The sequence below is a fragment of the Actinocorallia herbida genome, assembly GCF_003751225.1.
Lineage (GTDB): Bacteria > Actinomycetota > Actinomycetes > Streptosporangiales > Streptosporangiaceae > Actinocorallia > Actinocorallia herbida.
In genome coordinates, this window is record NZ_RJKE01000001.1 from 9529260 (window position 1) to 9554665 (window position 25406).

21 protein-coding genes are annotated in these 25406 nt (G+C 71.0%); 9 read left to right on the top strand and 12 right to left on the bottom strand.

Features of this window, described 5'->3' with window-relative positions; translation table 11 throughout:
* Positions 1-10: 10 nt before the first annotated feature.
* Entirely contained in the window at positions 11-1165 is a 1155-nt protein-coding gene (locus tag EDD29_RS43435; RefSeq protein ID WP_170201810.1) for a pentapeptide repeat-containing protein, read from the bottom strand.
* Between the two features lie 137 nt (positions 1166-1302).
* Here EDD29_RS43435 and EDD29_RS43440 point away from each other — a divergent pair, with 137 nt between their 5' ends.
* The 4 genes from EDD29_RS43440 (at position 1303) to EDD29_RS43455 (ending at position 5362) form a co-directional block, all read left to right on the top strand.
* Positions 1303-2592: a glycoside hydrolase family 1 protein gene (locus tag EDD29_RS43440; protein ID WP_246053327.1), complete on the top strand. Its 1290-nt coding sequence runs from the start codon at positions 1303-1305 to the stop codon at positions 2590-2592.
* Between the two features lie 156 nt (positions 2593-2748).
* Positions 2749-3522, top strand: coding sequence for an SDR family oxidoreductase (locus EDD29_RS43445; protein ID WP_123669945.1), 774 nt, complete (start codon positions 2749-2751; stop codon positions 3520-3522).
* Positions 3523-3537: 15 nt separating this feature from the next.
* Positions 3538-4302 (top strand): crotonase/enoyl-CoA hydratase family protein, encoded by a 765-nt coding sequence (locus tag EDD29_RS43450; protein ID WP_123669946.1) that lies wholly within the window; start codon positions 3538-3540, stop codon positions 4300-4302.
* 235 nt (positions 4303-4537) lie between these two features.
* Entirely contained in the window at positions 4538-5362 is an 825-nt protein-coding gene (locus EDD29_RS43455; protein ID WP_246053328.1) for a S1C family serine protease, read from the top strand.
* Positions 5363-5507: 145 nt separating this feature from the next.
* On the opposite strand, the gene EDD29_RS43460 is transcribed toward EDD29_RS43455, so the two are convergent.
* Positions 5508-6341 carry an oxygenase MpaB family protein gene (locus tag EDD29_RS43460; RefSeq protein ID WP_123669947.1) on the bottom strand — a complete coding sequence of 278 codons (834 nt, stop codon included), beginning with the start codon at positions 6339-6341 and terminating at the stop codon, positions 5508-5510.
* Between the two features lie 90 nt (positions 6342-6431).
* Between EDD29_RS43460 and arfB the strand changes: the two genes are divergently transcribed.
* On the top strand, positions 6432-6872 hold the full coding sequence (gene arfB / locus EDD29_RS43465) for an alternative ribosome rescue aminoacyl-tRNA hydrolase ArfB (protein WP_123669948.1): 441 nt from the start codon (positions 6432-6434) through the stop codon (positions 6870-6872).
* A 27-nt stretch (positions 6873-6899) separates the two neighbouring features.
* Here the strand turns inward: arfB and EDD29_RS43470 are convergent, their stop codons facing one another.
* A complete protein-coding gene (locus tag EDD29_RS43470) occupies positions 6900-7862 on the bottom strand; it encodes a hypothetical protein (RefSeq protein WP_123669949.1) in 963 nt (320 codons plus the stop codon).
* Positions 7863-8073: 211 nt separating this feature from the next.
* On the opposite strand from EDD29_RS43470, the gene EDD29_RS43475 reads away from it, so the two are divergent.
* The 3 genes from EDD29_RS43475 to EDD29_RS46110 all read left to right on the top strand — a co-directional run bounded on the left by EDD29_RS43475 (position 8074) and on the right by EDD29_RS46110 (position 13520).
* Entirely contained in the window at positions 8074-8595 is a 522-nt protein-coding gene (locus EDD29_RS43475) for a gamma carbonic anhydrase family protein (protein ID WP_123669950.1), read from the top strand.
* A gap of 18 nt (positions 8596-8613) precedes the next feature.
* Positions 8614-13179, top strand: a complete 4566-nt coding sequence (locus EDD29_RS43480; protein WP_148086297.1) for a hypothetical protein — start codon at positions 8614-8616, stop codon at positions 13177-13179.
* Positions 13180-13349: 170 nt separating this feature from the next.
* Positions 13350-13520: a hypothetical protein gene (locus tag EDD29_RS46110; RefSeq protein ID WP_170201811.1), complete on the top strand. Its 171-nt coding sequence runs from the start codon at positions 13350-13352 to the stop codon at positions 13518-13520.
* Between the two features lie 68 nt (positions 13521-13588).
* On the opposite strand, the gene EDD29_RS43485 is transcribed toward EDD29_RS46110, so the two are convergent.
* The 7 genes from EDD29_RS43485 to mshD form a co-directional block, all read right to left on the bottom strand.
* The gene (locus EDD29_RS43485; protein WP_123669952.1) at positions 13589-14755 is read right to left on the bottom strand and encodes an inorganic phosphate transporter; all 1167 of its coding nucleotides are present in this window, start codon (positions 14753-14755) and stop codon (positions 13589-13591) included.
* A complete protein-coding gene (locus tag EDD29_RS43490; protein WP_123669953.1) occupies positions 14752-15369 on the bottom strand; it encodes a DUF47 domain-containing protein in 618 nt (205 codons plus the stop codon). The genes EDD29_RS43485 and EDD29_RS43490 overlap by 4 nt, the downstream gene beginning before the upstream one ends.
* Before the next feature lie 273 nt (positions 15370-15642).
* Positions 15643-16419: a phosphate ABC transporter ATP-binding protein PstB gene (gene pstB, locus EDD29_RS43495; protein WP_123669954.1), complete on the bottom strand. Its 777-nt coding sequence runs from the start codon at positions 16417-16419 to the stop codon at positions 15643-15645.
* A 20-nt stretch (positions 16420-16439) separates the two neighbouring features.
* On the bottom strand, positions 16440-17339 hold the full coding sequence (pstA, locus tag EDD29_RS43500; RefSeq protein WP_123669955.1) for a phosphate ABC transporter permease PstA: 900 nt from the start codon (positions 17337-17339) through the stop codon (positions 16440-16442).
* Complete coding sequence (pstC, locus tag EDD29_RS43505) at positions 17336-18307, bottom strand: phosphate ABC transporter permease subunit PstC (RefSeq protein WP_246053716.1); 972 nt, start codon at positions 18305-18307, stop codon at positions 17336-17338. The genes pstA and pstC overlap by 4 nt, the downstream gene beginning before the upstream one ends.
* 137 nt (positions 18308-18444) lie before the next feature.
* Positions 18445-19551, bottom strand: a complete 1107-nt coding sequence (gene pstS / locus EDD29_RS43510) for a phosphate ABC transporter substrate-binding protein PstS (RefSeq protein WP_123669957.1) — start codon at positions 19549-19551, stop codon at positions 18445-18447.
* 171 nt (positions 19552-19722) lie between these two features.
* Positions 19723-20562, bottom strand: a complete 840-nt coding sequence (gene mshD / locus EDD29_RS43515; RefSeq protein ID WP_123669958.1) for a mycothiol synthase — start codon at positions 20560-20562, stop codon at positions 19723-19725.
* 155 nt (positions 20563-20717) lie between these two features.
* On the opposite strand from mshD, the gene EDD29_RS43520 reads away from it, so the two are divergent.
* Positions 20718-22517, top strand: coding sequence for a bifunctional metallophosphatase/5'-nucleotidase (locus EDD29_RS43520; RefSeq protein WP_123669959.1), 1800 nt, complete (start codon positions 20718-20720; stop codon positions 22515-22517).
* A 181-nt stretch (positions 22518-22698) separates the two neighbouring features.
* On the opposite strand, the gene EDD29_RS43525 is transcribed toward EDD29_RS43520, so the two are convergent.
* The gene (locus tag EDD29_RS43525; RefSeq protein ID WP_170201812.1) at positions 22699-24345 is read right to left on the bottom strand and encodes an alpha/beta hydrolase; all 1647 of its coding nucleotides are present in this window, start codon (positions 24343-24345) and stop codon (positions 22699-22701) included.
* A gap of 318 nt (positions 24346-24663) precedes the next feature.
* Positions 24664-25377 carry a winged helix-turn-helix transcriptional regulator gene (locus EDD29_RS43530; RefSeq protein WP_123669961.1) on the bottom strand — a complete coding sequence of 238 codons (714 nt, stop codon included), beginning with the start codon at positions 25375-25377 and terminating at the stop codon, positions 24664-24666.
* Between the last annotated feature and the right edge of the window lie 29 nt (positions 25378-25406).

The window sequence follows — 25406 nt, forward strand, 5'->3', positions numbered from 1 at the left end:
CGCGCCGGGCTCAGGGATGGGCCAGATGCACCAGGCCGGTGCCCTCCTCGATGCCGAGCCCCGCCATCAGCAGGCAGGCCACGAGCAGCACCGCGAGGGTGACGTGCATCCGGACGGGATCGTGGCCGTATCCGGACGTCACCCGGCACACCGCCAGGAGAAAACGCCACCAGGGCGACGGATGGGACTTCCGGTAGATCTCCACGGCCCGGTACCGGAACTCGCGCGCCTGCTCGGGGTCGTCGGTCGCCTCGGCGAGCCGGCGGTACAGGTCGGCGGTCCACGCCGCGGGCTCCTCTGCGAGGCGGCCCGGGAACCGGCAGTCCCGCAGCGCCAGCTCCGCGAGCTCGGCCGACTCGAACAGGCACGCGCCGAGGTCGACGCCGGTCAGCCGGGCCGCGTCGGCGACGGTCCCGGTGAGGGTGAGCGGGCCGTCGCCCTGGAGGTGCAGTTCGGTCGCGGTGGTGTGCGACAGGTCGGCGGGGGTGCGCAGCGTCGTCGCGTGCAGCATCGCGTTGCGGATGCTGACCTGCGGCGCGGTCGCGGTGAGCCGCAGCGTCCGGGACGCCCGCGCGGAGTTCAGGCTGATCCGGCCCCCGACGGTGAGCGGGCCGAGCCAGGCGCAGTCGCGGAACGCCGCCCGGTCCAGCAGCAGATGCCGCTCGACCGATCCGTGGCGCCACGAGATCGGGGAGCTGAACCTGGTCTCCTGCGCCTGCACGTCGCGGGCGCAGGAGGCCCGGTCGAGGTCGGCGGCGCCGACGAACCAGGCACCGGTGAAGGCCACGTCGGTGTGCCAGCGCACGCAGGTGAACAGCGCGTCGCCGTTGAACCGGGTGCCGGTGAAGCCCGCGTGCCGCAGGAAGACCGCGTGGTCGAAGCTGACGCCCCGGTGGAACACCGCCTCGTGGAATCCGGCGTTCCCGGTGAAGACCGCGTCGCGGAACGCGGTGCCGCGGCGGAACTCGGCGCGGTCGAAGGACACGTCTCCCTCGAACACCACCCCGTGGAAGTCGGCGCAGTCAAGCCGCGCGTCATCGAGGCGGCAGCGGCCGAGCCGGACGACCCCGTCCGGTCCGGTGGCCGCGGCGCGGACGGCGTCCCAGGTCGCCGCGTCGACGGTCGTGCCCCGCAGATCCAGGTTCCCCCCGGGATGCAGCTCCACACTCCGAGTTGTACTCCGCACGGAGCGTCGGGGGAAGTGCCCCCCGCGTGAGGGTCCCGGACGGGGTCCGGAAGTGGCCGGACGGGTTCACCTGAGACGGGAGGCGTCGTACGTTCCGGGCACGAAAGGGGTGTGCTGTGGGTCGGACGTGGTGCGTGTTGGCGGTCGTGCTCGGTTCCCTGCTCGTCGGAATGCCCGCCCGCGCGGACAGCGCGGTGCCGCGGTTCCCGGCGGACTTCCTGTGGGGGGTGTCGTCCTCGGGCTACCAGTCGGAGGGCAGCTTCCCCGACAGCAACTGGACGCGTTACGCGGAGGACAAGGAGCCCTACCGGGACTCGGTCGACTTCCGGCACCGCTACCGGGAGGACGTCGAGCGCGCCGGCGACCTCGGCGTCGGGATCTTCCGCACGTCGGTCGAGTGGGCGCGGGTCGAGCCGGTGAAGGGCTCCTGGGACTGGGCCGAGGTCGCCTACTACGACGACCTGATCGCGTCGATCCGGGCCGAGGGCATGCGCCCGATGATCACCCTCAGCCACTGGGTGCACCCCGGCTGGGTGGCCGACCAGGGCGGCTGGGCGAACGCCGCGACGGCCGACGACTGGCTGCGGTTCGTGGACTTCGTCGCCGACCGGTACCGAGGGCTGGGCGTCGTGTGGATCACCTTCAACGAGGCGAGCCAGTACGTCGTCCACGAGCTGACCGAGGGCAGCCTGTCCGTGCTCGACGTGCCGAAGATGCGCAAGAACCTCGTGCGGGCCCACCGGACCGCCTACGACCGCATCCACGCCGCCGACCCCGCCGCGATGGTGTCCACCAACATCGCCTACGGAAACGTGCTCAACGGGCTCTTCGACCAGGCCCTGTTCACCCAGGTCACCGACAAGCTCGACTTCATCGGCGTCGACTACTACTACGGCGCGAGCGTCTTCAACCTCTCGGCGATCAACGCCGCCACCGGCGCCTACTGGAAGGTCAAGGCCGAGCCGGAGGGCCTGTACTACGTCCTGCGCGACTACCAGCGGCGGCTTCCGCACCTGCCGGTGTACGTCGTGGAGGCCGGGATGCCGACCGATGACGGCAAGGCGCGCGCCGACGGCTACACGCGCTCGGACCACCTGCGCGACCACCTGTACTGGGTGCAGCGCGCGATCGGCGACGGCGTGAAGATGATGGGCTTCAACTACTGGTCCCTCACCGACAACTACGAGTGGGGCTCCTACCGGCCGCGCTTCGGCCTCTACACCGTCGACGTCGCGGGCGACCCCGGCCTGGTCCGGCGGCCCACCGACGCGGTGCCGACCTACCGGACGATCATCGCCGACCGGGGCGTCCCGGCCGGGTACACCCCGGTGATCCCGCCCGCGTGGTGCTCGTGGGAGGGCGCGCTGCCGAGCTGTCTGGAGACCCTTCCGACGCCGCCCGCGTGAGTCCGGAAGGGGCTTCGCGAAGGGGTCGCCGAGGGCGTCATCGAGGATTGGCCGGGCCGCCCTGGTGGCAGTAAGTGGGGGGTGGCTATTCTTCGGGCCTGACCAGTGGGTAACATCAACCGAACGATATTCGGTTTCCTCAGGTAAGGTGCTCTCATGGAACTGAACGGAGTCTCCGCCGTCGTCTCCGGTGGCGCGAGCGGTCTCGGCGAAGCGGTCGTCCGTGACCTCGCGGCCAAGGGCGCGAAGGTCGTCATCGCCGACCTCAACGAGGCCAAGGGCAAGGCGCTCGCCGACGAGGTCGGCGGTGTCTTCGTCCAGACGGACGTCACCGACGAGGGCCAGGTCCAGGCCGCCGTCCAGGCCGCCGTCGACACCGGCGCGCCGCTGCGCGTCGTGGTCAACAGCGCCGGCATCGGCTGGGCCACCCGGACCGTCGGCAAGGGCAACGTCCCGCACCCGCTCGACTCGTTCGAGAAGGTCGTGCAGATCAACCTGATCGGCACCTTCAACCTGATGCGCCTCGGCGCGGCCGCCATGGGCGCCACCGAGCCCGCCGACGCCGACGGCGCCCGCGGCGTCGTCATCAACACCGCGTCCGTCGCCGCCCTCGAGGGCCAGACGGGCCAGCTCGCCTACTCCGCCTCCAAGGGCGCGATCGTGGCGATGACCCTGCCCGCCGCCCGCGACCTCTCCGCGATCGGCGTGCGCGTCAACACCATCTGCCCCGGCATCATCGACACCCCCATCTACGGTGAGGGCGAGGCCGCCGAGGCGTTCAAGGCCAAGCTGTACGCGCCGGTCCCCTTCCCCAAGCGCATGGGCAAGGCGTCGGAGTTCTCGCACCTCGCGATCGCGCTGATCGAGAACGACTACATGAACGGCGAGACCGTCCGGTTCGACGGCGGCATCCGCTTCCAGCCGAAGTAAGAGGCAGGGTCACACATGAGCGACGCAGTTCTCGTTGAAGAAGACGGTGGCGTTCTCGTCATCACCATCAACCGCCCCGAGGCCAAGAACGCCATCAACGGCGACGTGGCCAAGGGCGTCGGCGCGGCCCTGGACCTCCTGGACAGCCGCAAGGACCTCGCCGTCGGCATCATCACCGGCGCGGGCGGCACGTTCTGCTCCGGCATGGACCTCAAGGGCTTCCTGACCGGCGAGCTGCCCTTCACCCCCGAGCGGGGCTTCGCGGGCATCGTCCAGAAGCCCCCGGCGACCCCGCTGATCGCGGCGGTCGAGGGTTACGCCCTCGCGGGCGGCTGCGAGATCGCGCTGTCGGCGGACATGATCGTGGCGTCCTCGGCCGCCAAGTTCGGTCTGCCCGAGCCCAAGCGCGGCCTGGTCGCCGCCGCCGGTGGCCTCATGCGGCTGCCCAAGCGCATCCCGTTCCACATCGCCATGGAGATGGCCCTGACGGGCGACTTCTACGGCACGGAGCAGTTGGCCGCCTTCGGTCTCATCAACCGGATCGCCGAGCCCGGCAAGGCGCTGGAGACCGCCAAGGAGCTCGCCGCGAAGATCGCGGAGAACGCCCCGCTGGCGCTGGCCGCCACCAAGAAGATCATCGTTGAGTCCGCCGAGTGGTCCACCGCGGAGATGTGGGACAAGCAGGGCGAGATCTCCAACCCGATCTTCGGCTCCAAGGACGCGCAGGAGGGCCCCCGGGCCTTCGCCGAGAAGCGCAAGCCGAACTGGAGCGGAGAGTAACCTCTCCTGTTCCGCAGGTTCTGCCGCAGGCCGTGCCCACCCGGGCGCGGCCTGCGCCGTTTCCCGGGCCGGGACCCGGTTCCGGTCATCGGATCGTCAGGTGCGCGGGCCGAGTGGAGCGGAATTCTTTACCTTCGCCCACAGTTGGTTAAGGAATCTTTCAGGTTTTCCCCGCATTGTGTGATGTGTCGGGCGAAACCGCGTCCGGCTCCGCACAGGCCGGCCGGGGGGACACGTGACCGAGGAGATGCCGCAGCACGTCGGCTACAGGTTGCGTCCAGTCAGGCCCCGGCGCGGGCCCAGGACCGGCCGCGCGCTGGTGGGCATGGGCCTCGCCCTGTCCCTCGCCCTCGCCGGAGGGGCCGCGGGCGCCGTCGGCGCGATGTCGATCACCGGGGGCACGACCGCCGTGACCGTCGCGAACGGGGTCGCCGCGCACACCACGATCAGTGAGATCGCCGCGAACGTGCAGCCTTCCGTCGTGTCGATCACCGCGAACTCGCCGGGCGCGCAGGCGACCGGCTCCGGCGTGGTGCTGCGGGCCGACGGGATGATCGTCACCAACGACCACGTCGTCGCCGACGCCACCGGGATCACCGTCAAGTTCAGCGACGGGAAGACCTCGCCCGCCAGGGTCGTCGGCACCAGCGCCGACAACGACCTGGCCGTCATCAAGGCGTCCCGCGTAGGCCAGGTGGTCCCGGCGACGCTCGGCGACAGCCGCAACCTGGCCGCCGGCGACACCGTGGTGGCCATCGGCAGCCCGCTCGGGCTCGACGGCTCGGTCACCGCGGGCATCGTCAGCGCGCTGAACCGGGCGGTCCAGGAGACCGGGGGAGCCGTCATCCAGAACGCGATCCAGACCGACGCCGCGATCAACCCGGGCAACTCCGGCGGCGCGCTCGCCGACGGCACCGGCGCGATCGTCGGGATCAACACCGCGATCGCCACGACGGGCACCGAGGCCGGGAGCATCGGCGTCGGGTTCGCCATTCCGGCGGAACTGGTCAGGACGGTCACGGACCAGATCATCACAAGCTCGGCGTCGGTCACCGACTGACGCCACCGAGACCGACGGGATCGGGGGCCACTGGGGGGTGGAGCTTCCGATCCCGTCGTCATCCGGGCCGACCCGCGCGTCGTAGATCCCCGTCGTTCGACGCGCGGGCCCGGCCCTTCCCTTTGCCGGTCTTCCCCGCCGGGGCTCAGGCCGCGTCGGCCGAGCGGATCTTCTTGCGCGGCCTTCCCCGCTCGGCCTTGGCGAGCCGGTGCCGCAGCGAGGTCAGGAACATCTCCCGGGGCGCCGTGCGAAGCGACAGCGGCAACCGGGGATAGACCAGCCTGAGCACGTTGATCAGGACGAGGAAGCGGCGTTCGCGCGCGGGCGACCAGGCCCAGCCGTAAGCACTCCGCAGGGGTTCCGGCATGAGGCCCGCGGAAGCCAACCGGACCGCCACGAGCGCAGGACGGCGGTACCACGGGGCCTTCGGATACAGCACGAGCCGGGCGACCTCCTTGGACGCCGGGGTCAGCTCGAACTCCTTGACCTTCGCCCGGTAGTAGGCCCGGAACTCCGCGAGGTCGGCGGGCTGGAGCTCGGCGGGCGCGCCGAGGATCTGGGCGTAGATCCGGGTCTGCTGGTAGTACTCCTCGAGCTCGGCCTCCGGGAGGCGGCCGAAGAGGGCCTGGTAGAGCCGCGCGGAGACGTCGAAGAGCGTGGCGCCCACCCAGACCTTGAGGTCAGGGTCCTGGGCGTCGTAGCCGGGACCGTTCACCTTGTCGTGCATCTTGCCGACGAAGGCGCTGACGCGCTCGGCCTCCTCGCGTGTCCCGAAGTGGACGGCGGTCAGCCACTCCATGGTGCCGCGCAGCCGTAGCAACGGGTTGTCGAACGTGTAACTGTGGTCGTGGACGCCCTGGCCCACTCCGGGGTGGGACGTCTGGAGGATGGAGGCCACGCCTCCGCCCAGCAGGAGGATGCCCTCCTGCGTGACGCGCCGGATGACGTCGCCGTCCTTGAAGAGACCGGGTTCGCTCATGGGTCGAGTGTAAGTAAGTACTTGCAGTACTTCCAGTGGCCCACGGTTTAATGCGTCGCGCGCGTCCCGGGAGTTTCCGATAATGGGGTCATGTCCGCCAACGGTCCCCTCCTCATCGAGGTCACGCGCGACGTCTCGGTGGAGCTCCCCGAGGCGGAGCTGAGCTGGCGCTTCTCGCGTTCCTCCGGCCCAGGTGGCCAGCACGTCAACACCTCGTCCACCGCGGCCGAGCTGACCTTCGACGTCGCCGGGTCGCCGTCGCTGCCGCAGTCCCTGCGCGACCGCGCGCTGCGCCGCCTCGCCGGCCGCCTCGTCGACGGCACGGTGACCATCCGGGCCGAGGAGTTCCGCTCCCAGCTGCGCAACCGCGAGGCCGCCCGCGACCGCCTCACCGAACTGCTGCGCACCGCCCTCGCCCCGCCGCCCAAGCGCCGTAAGGCCACCCGGCCCTCGCGCGGCGCGGTCGAGCGGCGGCTGGAAAGCAAGAAGCGCCGCTCGACCCTCAAGGAGGGCCGGCGGCGCGACTGGTAGAGCGGCGTCCGGCTAGCGGAGCACCGGTCAGATGCCGAGGTCGTTCGAGAGCGGGCTCGTCAGCGGCGACGGGCGCAGCTCGTCCTCGTCCTTGTAGAGCGACGGCGCGGAGGCCGACACCGACGCGGGCGGCGTGGCCGACACCGCGGAGGCCGACGGGGCCGCGAGCGGCTTCACCTGCTCGACGGGCTCGGCCTGGACCGGCGGCAGCGGCGCGGTCTGGGTCGGCCGGGGCTCCGGCGCGGGCGCGGCGGACACGGCGGGACGGGCCGGGGCGGGCTTGCGGACCGGCTTGGCGACCGCGTCGTCCACCATCTTCTCCAGCGGACCCGCCTCGTTCTCGGCGCGCAGCAGCGCGCTGAGGGTGTGGCTGATCTCGGTCAGCCGCTGGAGCGCCTGCGAGTGGTTCTTGGTGACGTGGTTCAGCCGCTCGGTCGCGTCCTCGTTGATGACCGTGGAGCGGCGCTCGGCCTGCGTGAGGGTGCGCTCGGCCTCGAGCCGGGCGCTGGTGACGGTCTGCTCGGCCTCGTGCTTCGCGGCCGTCAGCACCTTCTCCGACTCGTTCTTCGCCGCGTTGAGCACCTGCCCCGCCTTGTCCTGCGCGGTGGCGACGTCCCGCTCGGCCTGGCCTCGGGCGTCGTCGATGATGCGCTTGGAGTCCTTGTCGGCGGCCTCGCGGATCTGCTTGCCGGTGTCCTCGGCCTGGGCGATCTTCTCCTTGGCCTCGTCCTCGGCCAGGTTGATGATCTGGCGGAGCCGGTCGCTCAGGTCGTCACCGGTGGGCTTGCGGGCCTCGCGGACCTCGACCATCTCCCGGCGGGTGCGCTCGACGTCGTCCAGCGAACGCTGGAGGCGCGCCTCGAGGTCGCGGATCTGGTTCTGGTACCGGGTGATCATCTCGTCGACCTGACGGCGGTTGTAGCCCCGCATCACGATCTCGAACTGCTCGTCCCGGAGAAGATTCGGAAGGATCTCTGCTTCGTTGCTCATGATGCCTCAGGCGGTCGGCCCCGTGACCGGGGAATCTGCTGGTGTCGGTTCGGTTAGGGGCGCTGGGGTGACCCCTGATACTGGCTTCAGTACAGGCTTCAAGGCTGACTCTGGTCCGGTCTGACCTGTTCGCGCAACCGAAACGCCGGTACTCGCGTGAATTGCGGGTCGCCGTCGGGGTCCGCACCCCGAACCAGACACAATACGGCTCATGACGTTCTTGGGCGCACTGGGCGCATATGAGCCGGAAATCCACCCGACAGCTTGGATCGCGCCGGGCGCGGTCGTCGTCGGAAAAGTCAGCCTCGGCGCGGACGCGAGCGTCTGGTACGGGACGGTCCTGCGCGCCGACGAGGAGGCCGTCATCGTCGGCGACGGCGTGAACATCCAGGACCTCAGCTGCATGCACTCCGACCCGGGCTCGCCCGCGATCCTCGAAGACCGCGTCTCCCTCGGCCACAAGGCGATGGTGCACGGCGCGCACGTCGAGACCGGCGCGCTCATCGGGATCGGCGCGATCGTCCTCAACGGCGCCCGCATCGGCGCCCACACCCTCGTCGCCGCCGGCGCCCTCGTCACCCCCGGCAAGAAATTCCCCTCCGGAGTTCTCGTCGCGGGAGCCCCCGCGCGCGTCGTAAGGGAACTGAACGACGACGACCGCCTCATCCTGGAGCACACCTCCACCCACTACATGGAGAAGGCGCGCCAGCACCGAGGGGTCGAATGGAGGTAATCAATTAGCATGGCCCGCGTGGCATGGGGACCGGGAGAACAGCGGCGGGACGATCCGTTCGGCGCCGCCGAGCAGGCGGTGCGGGATGTCGTCGGCGCGAGCTGGTGGCCCAGCGCCCGGCCCGGGCAGCGGGAGCACGCGCTCGCCGGGCAGGTGGTCGAGCTGCCCGACGGGACCCAGTGGCTGTTCGGGGCGTGGGCGCGCTGGTATCGCAAGCATCCCGGCGACACGCAGTGGTACCTGTGCCCGCCGCCTTATGCCGCGCACGTGCGCGGCTCGGGGAAGCAGGCGCAGCCCGGCTCGCCGCCGCCCCCGCACGTCGTGCCGATCGGGCCCGACTTCACCGCGCGCGCGGCGGCCGTGCTGCCGCCGTTCGGCGCCGACCTCGGCGCGCTGACCGGACGGGTCCGCGCGACCCTGGAGTCGGCGGCGACGCTGAACGCGCAGGACCACCCCCTGCCCGAGAACCCCGCGCGCTGGATCGCGGATTTCCTCCCGACCGTGCCCAGCACCGTCGCCGCGTGCTGGGGAACCGTGCTGTGGTGCGCCGCGGCGCCGGTGTTCGACGCGCGCGAGGACGCCAAGCTCCTCGGCCTGTGGGAGCCCTACCGGACCGCTCCGCTGCCGCGGATCGACGGCCCGCGCTGGCTCACCCCGCCGACCCTCGCCGAACTCGCCTCCCTCTATGTCGAGCGGCTGCGCGCGCACCGCGTCGAGGCCGCCGTGGTGGTCCTGCGCACGATGTGGGCGACCGCGTCGGTGCTGCGCGAGGAGCCGCGGTTCGCCGCGCGCGCCGAGGCGCTGCTGGCGATCCTCGGCAGCACCCTCGCCGACCCGCAGGTGGACTACGGCGCGCTGCCGCACGGCGACGTCGCGGTCGCGCAGCTGTGGATCACCCGGTGCCCGCCGCACCTCACCTCGGCGCTGCGGGTGGAGAGCTCGCCCGGCGACGGCTTCCGGCACGCCTTCTACGACTTCGCCCAGACCCTGGTCGCCGCCGCGGGGGAGCCGGGCGGCGCCGCGTTCGTCGAGCCGCGGCTGATCGCCGCGGCGCTGCTGGCCGCGGACCTCTCGGTGGTCCGGCAGGACGTCGTGCAGGAGGTGTCCCGCTGGCTCGACCCCGAGCTGCGCTTCACCGTCCAGGCGATGGTCGCGCAGGCCGGGCATCCGCTGCGCCGCCGCTTCTGGCCCGAGGCCAACCGGCTGCCCGAGCCGCTGCGGGCGGGCACCGCCGCGCAGCGCGAGGAAGTGCTCGCCGCCCTGTGCGCCCTCGACCTCGCCTGGTGCCGCCTGGGCGGGGGCATCCCGGCCAGGCCGCGCGGATTCCCCGCCGCGATCGCGGTGCTCGCCGAACTCGTCGGCGTCGAGCGGGCCACCGCCACCACGCCCGCCCCGCCCCCGCAGGCGTGGGGCGCCCAGCCGTCCGCCGGGACGGGACAGCGCCCGCAGCCGCAGGACGCGCCCGCCCAGGCCGGATGGAGCCCGCAGGGTCCGGGGCAGGACGCGCCGGGCCAGGCCGGATGGAATCCGCAGCAGGGCCAGGCGCAGGACGCGGCCGCGCAGGCCGCGTGGAGCCCGCAGCAGGGGCAGCCGCAGGACGCGCCCGCGCAAGGCGGGTGGAATCCGCGGCAGAGCCAGCAGCAGCCGCAGCCCGGCGCGCCGTGGGGCGCGCAGCAGCCTGCCGGAGCGGGGACCCCGTGGTCACCGCAGGCCGGGGGGCCGGAGGGGACGCCGCAAGGCGGGCCCGCGCAGGGGCAGCAGAACGCGCCGTGGGGGCCGCAGGGCGACCAGGGCGCGGCAGGGCCGCAGGATCAGGCCGCGGCGCTCGACCAGCAGGCGCAGCCCGCGGAGCCCGGGGTGCGTCGGCCGGGGGCGGCCCAGCGCGGTCCGACGGCCGAGGAACTCGCGCAGAACGCCGGGAAGGTGTTCGAGAAGGCGTGGGGCAGGGCCCGTCGGCTCGGCGGACGGCTGCTCGGCGGCGGAGAACCCGGCCCCCAGCCCGACGCCTACAGCACCGGCCCGATCGGCTTCGACCGCCCCGACGGGCCGAGCCAGCCGCCCGTGCCCACCCCGCAGGCCGAGTCCCGGCCTACGCCCGCCGCGCCCGTGCACGGCACCCAGGTCATGTCGGAGACCATGGTCGGGGACTTCCTCGACTACGCGCCGGTCCCCGCCCGTCCGGTCCGCGACATCGCGCCGCCGCCGGAGGGACCCCCCGAGGCGGCGACGGTCACCCGCCGCGGCGTCACGTTCGTGCACGACCCGCGCGACGACGCCGCGGCGTTCCTCGACGCGCTGCCCGCGCCCGTGTTCGCGGCCGACTCCACGCAGGTCTACCGGGCGCCCACGCCCGACAGCCCGCTCACCATGCTCGACCAGGACGTCGCCGGGCTGCTCCGCGAGGCGCGCGGCCCGCAGCCCGGCCCCGCCGAGCCCCCGCGCACGATGGTCGCGCCGCCGGGCGCCTTCGGCCCCGCCGCCCAGCCGGGCCCCGCGTCCGCGCAGCCGGGCGAGCCGCCGCGCACGATGGTGGCCCCGCCGGGCGCCTTCGGCCCCGCCGCCGCGGAGCCCGCCGAGCCGCCGCGCACGATGGTCGCGCCGCCCGGCGCCCTGGGTCTCGATGACGGGTCCGACCCCACGGTCCCGGACGGGCAGGGCGACGGCTCCGGCTTCGACCCGGCGGCGACGATGCTCGACCGGGGCGGCCCCCGCCGTCCGGCAGGGGAACCCGCCGACGCCCAGGCGTCCGGGCCGGACCGGGCCGGGGAGGGGCGGGGCGGCGACGCCGGCTTCGACCCGCAGGCGACGATGCTGGATCAGGGCGGCCCGCGCCGTCCGGCGGGGACGCCCGCCGACGCGCCGACGTCCATGGATCAGGGCGGCCCGCGCCGCCCCGCCGAGGCGCCCTTCGACGCGCAGGCGACGATGCTCGACCAGGGCGGCGCACGCCGTCCGGCCGGGGACTCCGGCGAGCCGCCGGCGACCATGCTGGACCGGCCCGCGCGGGGCGGCGGCGCGGCGTTCGATCCGAACGCGACGATGTTCGACCCGGGCCGTCCCGCGGACCCGCAGGCCACCGTGTTCGACGCGGGCGCCGGTGCCGCGACCCGCTTCGACGGGGGCCCGGGTCCGGCCGCGACCCGGATGGAGCCCGCCTACACGGGCCCGGTCGCGGTGTCGGTGCTGCTCGTCGGCACCCCGCACACCGGGCAGCGCAGGCTCGCCCGGATGATCTCCGGCATCGTCTCCGACGGCGCCCTGGTCGTCCGCGACGCCGAGGACCTGCGCGGCCTCGCGCTCGAGCGGCTGGCGACCCTGTTCGACCCGGGCGGCTCGGCGGTCCTGCTGGAGCGGCTCGACGTCGCGCTGCTGGACGCCAACGACCCCGCGGTCTTCCTGCGCACCCTGCGGACGGTCCGGGCGCGCGCCCGCACCCCGCTGATCGCCACCTGCGACCCGCGCTCCTACCGGCGGATCGCCGAGGAGCACCCGGAGCTCGCGCGCGTCTTCCGCGTCTACAAGCTGCCGGAGCTGCGCGACATCGAGGAGCGGACGACCCTGCTGCGGGTCCTGGCCGACGAGCGCCGCGCGTCCCTCGACACCGTCGCCTGGGCCGCCGTCCGCGAGGACCTGGTGCGCCTCAGGGGCCCCGGGGACCTCACGGGCGCCCGCCTGGTCGAGACGTACCTGGAACGGGCTTACAACCGCGCTCTGGGCCGCGGCGGGGGCGCCCGCGAGCGCCTGGTCCTGGAGGCCGCCGACTTCTCCGGTGTGGCCGAGTCGATCGAGCCCGCGCTGCACCCCGGCGGCGACGTCGACGGCTACCTCGACCTCCTCGCCGACATGATCGGCCTGGAGACGGCCAAGGCCGAGATCGAACGCCTCGCGCGTGAGGCCGAGGCCCCGGTCAACCTCATCTTCGAGGGGCCGCCCGGCACCGGCAAGGCGACCGTCGCGGGGCTGCTCGCGGGGATCTTCGGCGCCCTCGGCGTGCTCCCGTCCGGCCACCTCATCCAGTGCCGCCCCGAGCACATCGTCGGCCGCGACACGCTGGAGACCGAGCTGCGCACCGCGGGGATCGTCCGGCAGGCCGAGGGCGGCGTGCTGCTCGTGCAGAAGGCCGACGGGCTCACCCCCGAGGCCGTCGCCGAGCTGTTCCGCGGCCTGCGCGAGCACCCCTACATGCTGGTGCTCGCCGCGACGGACATCGACCCGTTCCTCACCGCCAATCCCGACATCGCCGCCACGTTCGAGCGGGTGGACTTCACGCCGCCGTCCGACCGGGAACTCGTCCAGCTGTTCGTGAAGCTCGCCGAGAAGAAGCTCTACATGGTCGACGAGGAACTGCGCCTGGAGCTGATGACGCGGTTCGCCCGCTTCCGCGACAGCGAGCAGTTCGCCTTCGGCCGGACCGTGCACACCTGGTTCGACGACACGGTCGCCCGCCAGGCCCGCCGGATCTCCGGGCTGACCGGCGCCGACGCCCTGACCGTCGCCCGCCTCACCACCCGCGACCTGCCCGAGTCGGGCCTGGAGCGGATGCTCGGCGACCTCCAGCAGACCCGCCGCCCCGAGGGGGACTAGCGCGGCCCGAACTCCCTGGTCCGGCCGGACCCGGTCACCTCGGACGGCACCCGTGGGGGCTAGGCCGACGGTAATGCGAATAGCCCCGGGCTAGCCCGCTTGGGTCATGGGATCCCACGGCGCCGCCGCGTAGCCTTGAGCCCGGAGCGGGGCCATGGAGGAGGTGCACGATGCGTCTGTCAGAACTCGACCGGCGGCTGCACGACGACGTCGCGTTGGGCGAGATCGAGCTGGTGTCGGAACTGCTGAGCGCCGTCGCCGTGGCGGACAGGCGGCTCACCGAGGCCGAGATCGACATCGTGCTCGGCGTATGCGAGGAACCGGCGGTCGAGCGCCGGTGACGCCCGCCCGAGCCCGCACCCGGGGAAGGTGCGGGCTCGGGGAAGGGCCTGGGGCCTGGCCGGAGAGGTCAGGCCCCGAAGATCTTCAGTACCCAGAAGACCACCGCGGACATGAGGCCCGCCGCGGGCAGGGTGAGGATCCACGCGACGAGGATGTTGCCCGCGACTCCCCATCGCACGGCCGACAGCCGCTTGGTCGCGCCCACGCCCATGATCGCGGAGGAGATCACGTGGGTGGTGGAGATGGGTGCGTGGAAGCCCATCGCCGCGATGTAGAGGATGGACGAAGCGGTCGCCTCCGCGGCGAACCCCTTCGGAGGGTCGAGTTCGATCACCTTGCGGCCGAGCGTCCGCATGATGCGCCACCCGCCCGCGTAGGTGCCGATGGACAGCACCGCGGCGCTGACCAGGATCACCCAGAGCGGCACGTACTCGGTATCGGTCTGGTAGCCGGTCGCGACCAGCGCCAGCACGATGACGCCCATGGTCTTCTGCGCGTCCTGGAGGCCGTGCCCGAAGGCCATGGCCGCGGCCGACAGCGACTGCGCGATGCGGAAGCCGCGGCTGACCTTGGCGGGCTTGGCCCGGCGGAACGCCCACATGATGCCGACCATGAACAGGTAGCCCAGCAGGAATCCCGCGAACGGGGAGATGATCATCGGGATGACGACCTTCTCGATGACCTTGTCCCAGCCGACCGTGGTCGCGGCGGCGAGCCCCGCGCCGACGAGACCGCCGATGAGGGCGTGGGACGAGGACGAGGGAAGGCCGAACCACCAGGTGATCAGGTTCCAGATGATGGCGCCGGCCAGTGCCGCGAACACGACGGCGAGACCGCTGACGCCCTTGAGGTCGGGGAGGATGTCGGCGATGGTCTTGGCCACGCCCACGCCCACGAACGAACCGAGCAGGTTCATGACCGCGGCCATCAGCAGCGCCGCCCGCGGGGTCAGCGCCCGGGTGGACACCGAGGTGGCGATGGCGTTGGCCGCGTCGTGGAAGCCGTTGGTGTAGTTGAAGCCGAGGGCCACCGCGACGACCGAGACGAGCGCGATGGTCTCGGTGGACGGCCCCAGGTAGAACACGAAATAGATGCCGACGACGATGGTGACCACCGCGCCGATGATCGACACCCAGGTGGTGCGGGCCTGTTTGGTGCTGGAGCCGGTGGCGAACTCCGGCGGCACCTCGTCGGCCTTTTCGGCGAGCCCCGGGCCGGGGCCCTTCGTGGTCATGATTCCTTGACCGCGATCGTCTCGATGGTGTTGGCGACGTGCTCGAACGCGTCGGCCGCGTCCTCCAGCCGGTCGACGACCTGCTGGAGCTTCATGACCTCCAGCGGCTCGTACTCACCGCTGAACAGGCGGGCGAGCAGCCTCCGGTGGATCCGGTCGCCCTCGTTCTCCAGGCGGTTGATCTCGATCCAGTACTCGTTCAGCTCCCGCATGGACTTGAGCCGCGGCATCGCCTCGGCGGTCAGTTCGGCGGCACGCTCCAGAACCTCGACCTGCCGGAGCACGTCCGAGGGCAGTTTGTCGATCTTGTAGAGGACGACGAGGTCGGCCGCCTCCTCCATGTAGTCCATGACGTCGTCGAGCTGCGACGCGAGGTTGTAGATGTCTTCGCGGTCGAACGGGGTGATGAAGCTTTCGTTGAGTCGGTGCAAGATCGCGTGAGTGCATTCGTCACCCGCGTGCTCGCAGGCGCGCATCTTCTCCGCGATGGCCTCTCGGTCAGCGCCGTCGCTGATGAGTTCCACGAGAAGACGGGCCCCGGTCACGATGTTGTTGGCCGAGTCGGCGAACAGATCGTAGAAGCCGTCTTCACGAGGTGTGAGACGCAAGCGCACGTTCTTCTCCTAGTGCGGGAACTATCCGCGTGTGATCGTAGGCGCAGTTCACCACCTTGACGAACTTTCACCCAGTATTTCGTTCGTGTCCACCGCACTCCCCCTGTGATGGTTACCAATGATCGTCGTTGAGCACACGCCGCGACACTCGCGTTTTGCGGTCTCCGCCCGCCCGTGCCGTACCTGATGACGGAGAAGGCCCACGCCGCCGTGCGGTGTGGGCCTTCTCACCAGGAGCGAGGGGCGTCCCGAGGGATGGGACGCCGCCGGAGCTCAGCCGAAGCGGCCGGTGATGTAGTCCTCGGTGGCCTTCTCCGTGGGGTTGGTGAAGATCCTCGAGGTGTCGTCCAGCTCGATGAGCTTGCCGGGCTTGCCCGTCCCGGCGATGTTGAAGAACGCGGTCTTGTCGGACACGCGCGCGGCCTGCTGCATGTTGTGGGTCACGATGACGATCGTGTACTGCGACTTGAGCTGGGCGATCAGGTCCTCGATGGCGAGGGTGGAGATCGGGTCCAGCGCCGAGCACGGCTCGTCCATCAGGAGGACCTGCGGCTGCACCGCGATCGCACGGGCGATGCACAGCCGCTGCTGCTGCCCGCCGGACAGGCCGGCGCCCGGCTTGGCGAGCCGGTCCTTCACCTCGTTCCACAGGTTGGCGCCCTTGAGCGAGGACTCGACGATGTCGTCGAGCTGTGACTTGCCTTTGACGCCGTTCAGCTTGAGGCCGGCCGCGACGTTGTCGTAGATCGACATGGTCGGGAACGGGTTCGGCCGCTGGAAGACCATGCCGACGACGCGGCGGACCGCGACCGGGTCGACGCCCTGGCCGTACAGGTCCTGGTCGTCGAGCATCACCTTGCCGTCGACGCGGGCACCGGGGATGACCTCGTGCATGCGGTTGAGCGTCCGCAGGAACGTCGACTTGCCGCAGCCGGACGGCCCGATGAAGGCGGTGACCGAGCGGGGCTCGATCGTCATGGAGACGTCCTCGACGGCGAGGAAGCCGCCGTAGTAGGCGTTGAGGCCCGAGACCTCGATCCGCTTGGCCATGGTGCGGTACTCCTTGTCAGCTATCGGATCGAGGTCCGGCGGGCCAGCAGGCGGGCGCCGAGATTGAGGACCATGATGATGAAGATGAGGGCGAGGGCCGCACCCCAGGCGCGGGCGACCGCGACCTGGTTGGGGTCGCTGGCCTGCTCCCAGATGTAGGTGGGCAGGGACGACTGGGCGCCGCTGAACGGGTTGAAGTTGATCACCTTGGTGACCCAGATCGTCAGCAGCAGCGGGGCGGTCTCGCCCATGACGCGGGCGATGGCCAGCATGATGCCGGTGATGATGCCGGTGAAGGCGGTCGGCAGCACGACCTTGGTGACGGTCCGCCAGCGGGGCACACCGAGCGCGTAGGACGCCTCGCGCAGCTCGTTCGGCACGAGCTTGAGCATCTCCTCGGCCGACCTGACGACGGTCGGGATCATCAGCACCGCGAGGGCGAGCGCGCCGGCGAAGCCGGACACCTCGAACCCGAGGACGAGGATCCAGAAGGCGAGGACGAACAGGCCCGCGACGATCGACGGGATGCCCGTCATGACGTCGACGAAGAAGCTGATCGTCCGGGAGAGCCGCTTGCCCTGGCCGTACTCGACGAGGTAGATCGCGGTGAGCACCGCGACCGGGATCGACATGACGCTGGCCAGCGCGACCTGCTCCAGGGTGCCGACCAGGGAGTGGTAGATGCCGCCCCCGGAGTCCCGGCCGCCGATGCCGTTCATCGACTTCAGCAGGAAGTCGGCGCTGATGACCTGGGCGCCCTCGCTGATGACCTTGTACAGAAGGCTGATCAGCGGGATGACGGCGAGCGCGAAGGCGACGTAGACCGCGACGAGGACTGCCCGGTCCTTGAGCTTGCGGCCCATCGACGTCGTCGGGATCGCCTGCCCGGTCTTGGCGGTGTTGGCTGCGAGCGCGCTCATTCGGTGAACTCCTTGCGGCGGGACACGACGGCGCGGGCCGCCATGTTCACGATCATCGTGATGATGAAGAGCACCAGGCCGGACGCGATCAGGGCGCTGCGGCCGATGTCGCCGGACTCGCCGAAGGTGCGGACGATGTTGGCGGCGAAGGTGTTGCCGCCGGGCTCCAGGATGTGCCAGTTGATCCCGGCGACCGTGGAGAGCACCAGGGCGATGGCGACGGTCTCGCCGAGCGCGCGGCCGAGGCCGAGCATCATCGCGCTGATGACGCCGGAGCGGCCGTAGGGCAGGACCGACAGCCGGATGGTCTCCCAGCGGGTCGCGCCGAGCGCCTGGGCCGCTTCGATGTGCGGGGTCGGGACCTGGAGGAAGACCTCGCGCGAGATGGACGAGACGATCGGCAGGATCATGATCGCCAGGACCACCGAGCCGATGAAGATCGACTGACCACCGACGTTCTCGCCCGCGAAGAGCGGGAACCAGCCGAGGTAGGTGTTGAGGAACTCGATCACCGGGTCGGCGTTCATCACCAGGAAGTGCAGGCCCCAGAGGCCGTAGATGATGCTCGGGACCGCCGCGAGGAGGTCCACGATGAAGCCGAGCCCGTCGGCGAGCTTGCGCGGCGCGTAGAACGAGATGAAAAGCGCGATGCCGATGGCGACGGGTGTGGCCATGAGCAGCGCGAGGAACGCCGACATGATCGTGCCGAAGGCGAGCTGGGCGATGCCGAACCGCGGCGGATCGCCGTTGGCGCGCCACTCGGTGTCGGTCAGGAAGTTGCCCTCGTTGGCCTGGAGCGCGGGAATGGCCTTCCAGATCAGGAAGGCGGCGATGGCGCCCATGATGACCAGGACGAAGATGCCGGATCCGAGGGCGGCGCCCCGGAAGACCTTGTCGCCCCGCCTGCCCGTGCTGATCGCCCTTCTGTTCCGCGACGCGCCGACGGCCCGGCTCTGGACTTCGTCGATGCTGGTCACACCAGCTCCTCCCTCGGAGTTTGCCAATTCCCTGAAACGGGGTGAGGCCCCTCCGCCGGTCTCGGCGGAGGGGCTTCGGTCGTTCTCGGCGCTCAGTGCCTTGCTCGCGTTCTACGAGGCCCGGTCGCTCAGGAGACCGCGATCGCCTCGACGGAGGCGCGGACCTTGGTGATGATCTCCTGGGGCAGCGGCGCGTAGCCGAGGCCCTCCAGGGCCGCCTGGCCGGCGTCGGAGGCGGTGTAGGTGAGGAAGGACTTCACGAACTCGCCCTCGGGGCCGGTGAGGCCCTTCTCGCAGGCGATCTCGTAGGTGACCAGGACGATCGGGTAGGCGCCCGGGGTCTTGGTCGCGTAGTCGATCTTCAGCGCGAGGTCGTTGCCGGTGCCGGTGACCTCGGCGCCCGCGATGGTCTTGGAGGCGCTCTCGGCGGTCAGCTCGGTGAACTCGCCCGCGCCGTTCTGCACCTTGACGGTGGAGAGGGCCGCGTTCTCGGCGTAGGACATCTCGACGTAGCCGATGGCGCCCTTGGACTGCTTGATCAGCGTGGTCACGCCGTCGGACTTGGTGCCGCCCTGGCCGCCGGGGGCGGTCCACACCTTGCCGCCCTCGAACTTCCAGACGTCGGGGGCGACGGCCGTGAGGTACTTGGTGAAGTTGTCGGTGGTGCCCGACTCGTCAGCGCGGTGGACGGTGGTGATGGCCTCGTCCGGCAGCTTGGCGTCGGGGTTGTCCGCGGCGATCGCCGGGTCGTTCCACTTCTTGATCTCGCCCGCGAAGATCTTCGCCAGGGTCACGGGGGAGAGCTGGAGGCCGTCGACGCCCTCCAGGTTGTAGGCCACCGCGACCGGGCCGACGACCATCGGCAGGTTCAGCGCGGTGTTGCCGGCGCAGCGGGTCTGGGCGGCCGTGGCCTCTTCGGGCTTGAGGGCCGAGTCGGAGCCCGCGAAGGACGCCTGCTTGCCGTTGAAGGCTTCGATGCCCGCGCCCGAGCCGCTCGGGTTGTAGTTCAGAACGGCACCGGCGCAGTTCGCGGTGTAGTTCTTGATCCACTCGTCGATCGCGTTCTTCTGCGCGCTCGAACCTGCGGCGTTAACGGTGGCTTCGACACAGTTGCCGTCCGCGGGCGCCGCCGAGGGGTCCACATTGGCGTTGTCGTCGGAGCCGCAGGCGGACAGCGCCAGAGCGCCGGTCAGGATGACGCCGCCGAGGGCCGCAAGCCGGATGCCGTTCTTCACGGGTTGTTCCTCCAGGTCACTGCGGTGATCCCCGTGCTAGGTCAGGGAGGTGGGGTCACCGTCAGGAATGAAGGTAGGAAGGCCAGGTGAACGGCTCGGAGCGGTCCAGGTGAACGGGGAGTGAACAGCGTTGGGATGCTTCGGGAAGAATGTCTCGATTTGGCGTTGCCGTCAGGTGAACGAGCGTCCGAACTGGACATCGACCTGGTACCGGCGGAACCCGAGGGACTCGTAAAGCCTTACGGCGCTGGTGTTCTCGCCGTCGACGTAGAGAAGCACGGTGTCCAGCCCGAGGCCCTTGAGGTGGTTGAGCCCGGCGAGGGTCAGGGTGCGGCCGAGGCCGACGCCCTGCTGCGCCGGATCGACCCCGACGACGTACACCTCGCCCATCCCGTCGGGATGGACCTTGGTCCAGTGGAAGCCGACGAGCTTGTCGTCCTTGGTGACCACGAAGAAGCCCTTCGGGTCGAACCACGGCTCGGCCATCCGGCGCCGGAGGTCCTCCTCGGTCCATTGGCCCTGCTCGGGGTGGGAGGCGAACGACGCGGCGTTGAGGCGCAGCCAGCCCGCGGCGTCGCCGGGCTGGAAGGTGCGCAGGGTGTACCCGGCGTGGATGCGCCACACCGGTATCGGCTCGGTGAGCGCGCGGCGCATCTGGAGGAGCGTACGGACGGGCCGGAGGCCCTGGGAGGCGGCCAGCTCCGCGGAGCCGGGCACCTCGCCGTGCGCCCATATCCGGACGTCCTGGGGCAGCTCGGCGAGCAGCCGACTACCGATACCGCGGCGGCGGAACGCGGGGTCCACGACCACCTCGGCCGACCCGGCCTCGGCGAAGGCGTAGCCCGCGAGCTCCGCGCCCTCATGGACGAGGTGGTGCTCGCCGCCGCCGTGCCGCACGGCAAGCAGGGTCTGCTCGGACAGGGGCGGTACCCCGTCGGCCTCGGCGGCCCGCTCGGCCAGATCGAGGACGGCGGCGGACTGCTCGGCTGACAACTCATGCACGACGACCATAGATCGCCAGCTTATTCGTCAGTCCGTTCGTACGTCACCACCAGGCCGCACTCCGTGCACTCGGCGATGTTCTCATCAATCTCCAAGTGACACGTATGACGGAGATCTTTAGTGTCTTCAGTGGACTCCCGTCTCCAGACTCCAGAAGGATCTGCATGATGCCCTCCAGAAGGACGCGCAGCCTCCGCAACGCCCTGGTCGCGGGCGGTGTCGCGGCCGCGCTGCTGGCCACCGTCACCGCCCCCGCGGCCGAGGCCAAGCCGAAGCCTCCGAAGGACGACTCCGTCCCCGTCCGCCTGCTCGCGCTCAACGACTTCCACGGAAACCTGGAGCCCCCGACGGGCTCGTCCGGCAGGTTCGTGGACGAGAACGGCGTCACCGTCGAAGCCGGCGGCGCCGCCTACGTCGCGGCGTGGATGGACCGGATGACCGACGCCAACACCCTCAAGGTCGCCCAGGGCGACCTCATCGGGGCCACCCCGCTGATCTCGGCGGCCTACCACGACGAGCCCAGCGTCGAGTTCCTCGGGAACCTCGGCGTCACGGTGTCCTCGGTCGGCAACCACGAGTTCGACGAGGGCTACACCGAGCTGAAGCGCATCATGAAGGGCGGATCCCACCCCGTCGACGGGGCGTCCCCCGCCGGGCCCTGGAAGGGCGCGGAGTACAGCTACATCGGCGCGAACGTCCTGCTGGAGGACGGCACGAAGCTGCCGAACCTGCCCGGCATGGAGCTGCTCAAGAAGGTCGACAGGAAGAAGCTCTCCGCGCTGCTGCGCAAGTACGGGGTCCCGGCCATCCCGCCGATCGCGGTCCGCCGGATCAACGGCCAGAAGGTCGGCTTCATCGGCGCGGTCACCGAGACCACGCCGACGATCGTCACCGCCGCGGGCATCGCCGGGCTGAAGTTCGCCCCGGTCGTCAAGTCCGCGGAGTTCGGCTCCCGGCTGCTGAAGGAACTCGGCGTCGACGCCCAGGTCCTGCTCATGCACGAGGGCGACAACGTGCTGTCGGGCAAGTCCCCCGACACCTGCTCGACCACCACCGACCCCGACGGCAGCGCCGGGGCGGGCACCGAGATCGCCGCGAAGGTCGACCCCGAGATCGACCTCGTCCTCTCCGGCCACTCGCATCAGGCGTACGTCTGCACGGTCAAGGACCCCGCGGGCAATGACCGGCTCTACAGCCAGGGCGGCTCGTTCGGCCGGGTCATCTCCCAGGTCGACCTCGAGATCTTCCGCAAGTCCGGCGAGATCGACAGGTCCTCGGTGACCGTCGACAACCAGATCGTCACCCGCGACATCCCGGCCGACGCCGAGACCACCGCGTTCGTGCAGACCTGGAAGGACAGGGTCGCCGACGTCGCCAACCAGCAGGTCGGGACGATCACCGCGGACCTGACCCGCGCCGCGACCCCGGCCGGGGAGAGCACGCTCGGCGACCTCATCGCCGACGGCCAGCTCGCCGCCACCAAGGCCGACGGCGGCGCGCAGATCGCGCTGATGAACCCGGGCGGCGTCCGTGCCGACCTGCCTTACGCGCCCGACGGCGTCGTCACCTACGGCGAGGCGTTCGCGGTCCAGCCCTTCAACAACCTCATGCAGGTCGTGACGCTCACCGGGGCCCAGCTCGACGCCCTGCTCGAGCAGCAGTGGACCGCGGCGCGCACGGCGGTGCTCCTGCCGTCGGCGAGCCTGAACTACACCGCGACCCTCGGCAACGCGTTCGGCGACCGGGTGAGCGGCATCAAGATCGACGGTGTCGCCGTCGACCCGGCCGCGTCCTACCGCGTCGCGGCGAACAACTTCCTCGTCGGCGGCGGCGACGCCTTCTCGGTGTTCACCCAGGGCACGAACCTGTGGAGCGGCCCGCTCGACCTGGACGCCTTCACCGCCTACCTCACCGCGAACTCCCCGGTGGCGCCGCCCGCCACCGGTCGCATCACCCTCGGCTGAGGCCCGTCCCGTCCGTTCCCGCGCGGCCCCCGCACCCGGATCCCTTCTCCGGGCGCGGGGGCCTTCCCGTTGATCGGGCTCGTCAGGTCCGGCCCGGGGACGCGCGAAGGCCGGCCCTCCGAGCGGAGAGCCGGCCTTCACGGGCGGGTCCGCTCCCCGGGGGGAGCAGACCCTTGGGGGGTTACCTCGGGAGGGAGTACAGGGGGCGGACCTGCTCGGAGATCTGCGCGAGCCGGTACAGCGGGTTGACCGCGCGTCCCATGGCGATGATCGGCACCTCGTCCGCGTCATCGGCCGAGGGAAGCGGCGCGCCCTTGCAGGAGGTGCCCTTCTTCGGGTACTTGCCGTCGATCAGGTAGTTCTCGACGATCCTGTCGACACAGGGGTTGTCGCTCAGGTAGATCGCGTGGTCGCCCTCGTTCTCGACGGTGACGAGCCGGCTGTTGGGGTACTTGCGGTGGGCCGCGAGCGCGCCCGCCATCGGCGTCGCCGGGTCCAGCGCCGACTGGATCATGAGCAGGCGCGGGCCCTTCTTGCCCGTCAGGTGCTTGAGCACGGGGTTCCGCGCCGGGTGCTTCCAGAACTGGCACGGCTCGTCGACGAGGTAGTAGCCCAGGAGCGGGTACTTCTCGCCCTCGGCGGCGGCCTGGGCCTTGAGGTCCGCGGGCTCGCCGGTGAACCTCGCGTCGTTGCACGTGATGTTGAAGTACGTCGGGTCCTGCCCGGCGTAGGGGTCCTTGGCCTGCGGCGCGCGCTCCGTGCGGGCGCGCGCGTTGGCCGGGAACACCACCGACGACACGTACGCCAGGTAGTCCGCGGCGTACGGGAACGCCATCTTCATGTACATCGAAGCGGCGATCGAGTAGTCCAGGCTCGGTCCGTCGACGATCTCGGTGTAGGTCAGCCCGCCGCTGCCCTCGAGCTCGTACTCGATCTTGATGGGACCCTTCTCTACGAGGGCCGCGCGGACCTTCGTGTACCGGGCGACGACGGCGGACGCGGTCTTGCCGAGCCCGTAAGTCGCGTCGTACTTGGCCGCCCAGGGCGCCCACTGCTTGACGAAGCGGTCCTGGAAGCCCTTCGACTGCCGGACGCGCGCCTTCTGCCAGGTGGAGGTGAAGTCGACGTTCGAGTCGAGGACGAACCGGCGGGCCCGCTCGGGGAAGTAGCGCGCGTAGTGCGCGCCGAGCCAGGTGCCCGCGGAGTAGCCGAGCCAGTCGATCTTCTTGACCTCGGCGCCCGCCGAGTTCCGCATGCTGCGCCGGATCCACTCGAGGTCGTGGACCGTCTGCCAGGTCGTCACGTACCTGGACGGCAGGGACTTGCTCGCGCCCTTCTGGCAGGCCGCCGCGTTCTTCTTCGCCGCGGCGAGCAGCGCGTTCGCGCCGGCCGCCTTGCGCGGGTCGGCCATGGACCAGGTGAGCTTCTTGCAGGCGGCCTGGGTGCCGAGGCCGGTGCCGCGCACGTCGATCCCGATGATGTCGACGTTCCGCTGCATCCGCTCGCGGTCGACCGCGACGAACAGCAGCGGCAGGTCGAGGCCGTAGCCGCCCGGTCCGCCGGGGTTGGTGAACAGGACGCTCTTGGGCTTGCCGCTCTTGGCCTTGAGCCGGGAGACGGCGAGGGTGATCTTCTTGCCGTTCGGCTTCCGCCAGTCGAGGGGGGCCTTGAGGGTGCCGCACTCGAGCCGGGCATAGGCCGGGGGGGCCGAGCTCATCGGCCCGAAACAGCTCTCCCACTTGATCTTCTGCGGGGCGAGCCCGCGGAAGGGATCGGCGGCCGCCGCGCCCGTCGGACTGAGGGCGGTTCCCAGGAGAGCCAGACTCAAGAGGGGCCCTGCCCACTTCGCTACGGCACGCCGCATTCATCCTCCTCGCGAACAAGCGGGAGGGCCCCCGACCGCAACCGGCCGGGGGCCCTCCACTCAAGATCTCAGGAGAATTCCACGGACATAAGCCGCACGTATATAGAAGCCACGCGAAAGTCACCGCTTCGAGTCCGCCCCGCGACCAAAGTCACGACCAGGGGACGCGGGGGCCGGGGCATGAGAAGAGCCCCCGAGCCGCGTCGCGCGGGGGCCTCTCGAATGCGATGGCCGGGCTACTGGTCGGTAGGAACGTTCCAGCGGCCAGTGGCGAGATCATCTCTAGTTCTTGCCGGCGAGGGCTTCTTCCTGGTCACCAGGGCGGTGGTCGGGGACGAAGCGGTAGCCGACGTTGCGGACGGTGCCGATCAGGGACTCGTACTCCGCGCCCAGCTTGGCGCGCAGGCGGCGCACGTGGACGTCCACGGTGCGGGTGCCGCCGAAGTAGTCGTATCCCCAGACCTCCTGGAGCAACTGGGCGCGGGTGAAGACCCGGCCCGGGTGCTGCGCGAGGTACTTCAGCAGCTCGAACTCCTTGAACGTGAGATCGAGCACCCGGCCGCGGAGCCGGGCGGTGTAGGTCGCCTCGTCGATGGTCAGATCACCCGAGCGGATCTCGCCGGGCTGGTCCTCCGCCTCACCGGCCGACGAACGGCCGATCGCGAGTCGGAGCCTTGCCTCGACCTCCGCCGGGCCCGATGCCTGCAGGAGGACGTCGTCGAGTCCCCATTCGGGGGTGAGGGCGGCGAGGCCGCCCTCGGTGACGACGGCCAGCAGCGGGCAGTCAAGACCGGTCGTGCGCAGTAGCCTGCACAGGCTCTTGGCCTGCACCAGGTCACGGCGCGCGTCGACGAGGATCACGTCGGCGGGTGGTGCGTCGATCAGGGCGGACGCCTCCGCCGGCGCGACGCGGATCGAGTGCAAGAGCAAACCCAACGCCGGAAGAACCTCATCTGATGGTTCCAGCGCGTTGGTGAGCAACAGCAAGCTGCTCAACGGCCGCCTCCCTCTCTTGCCCTTCGGGG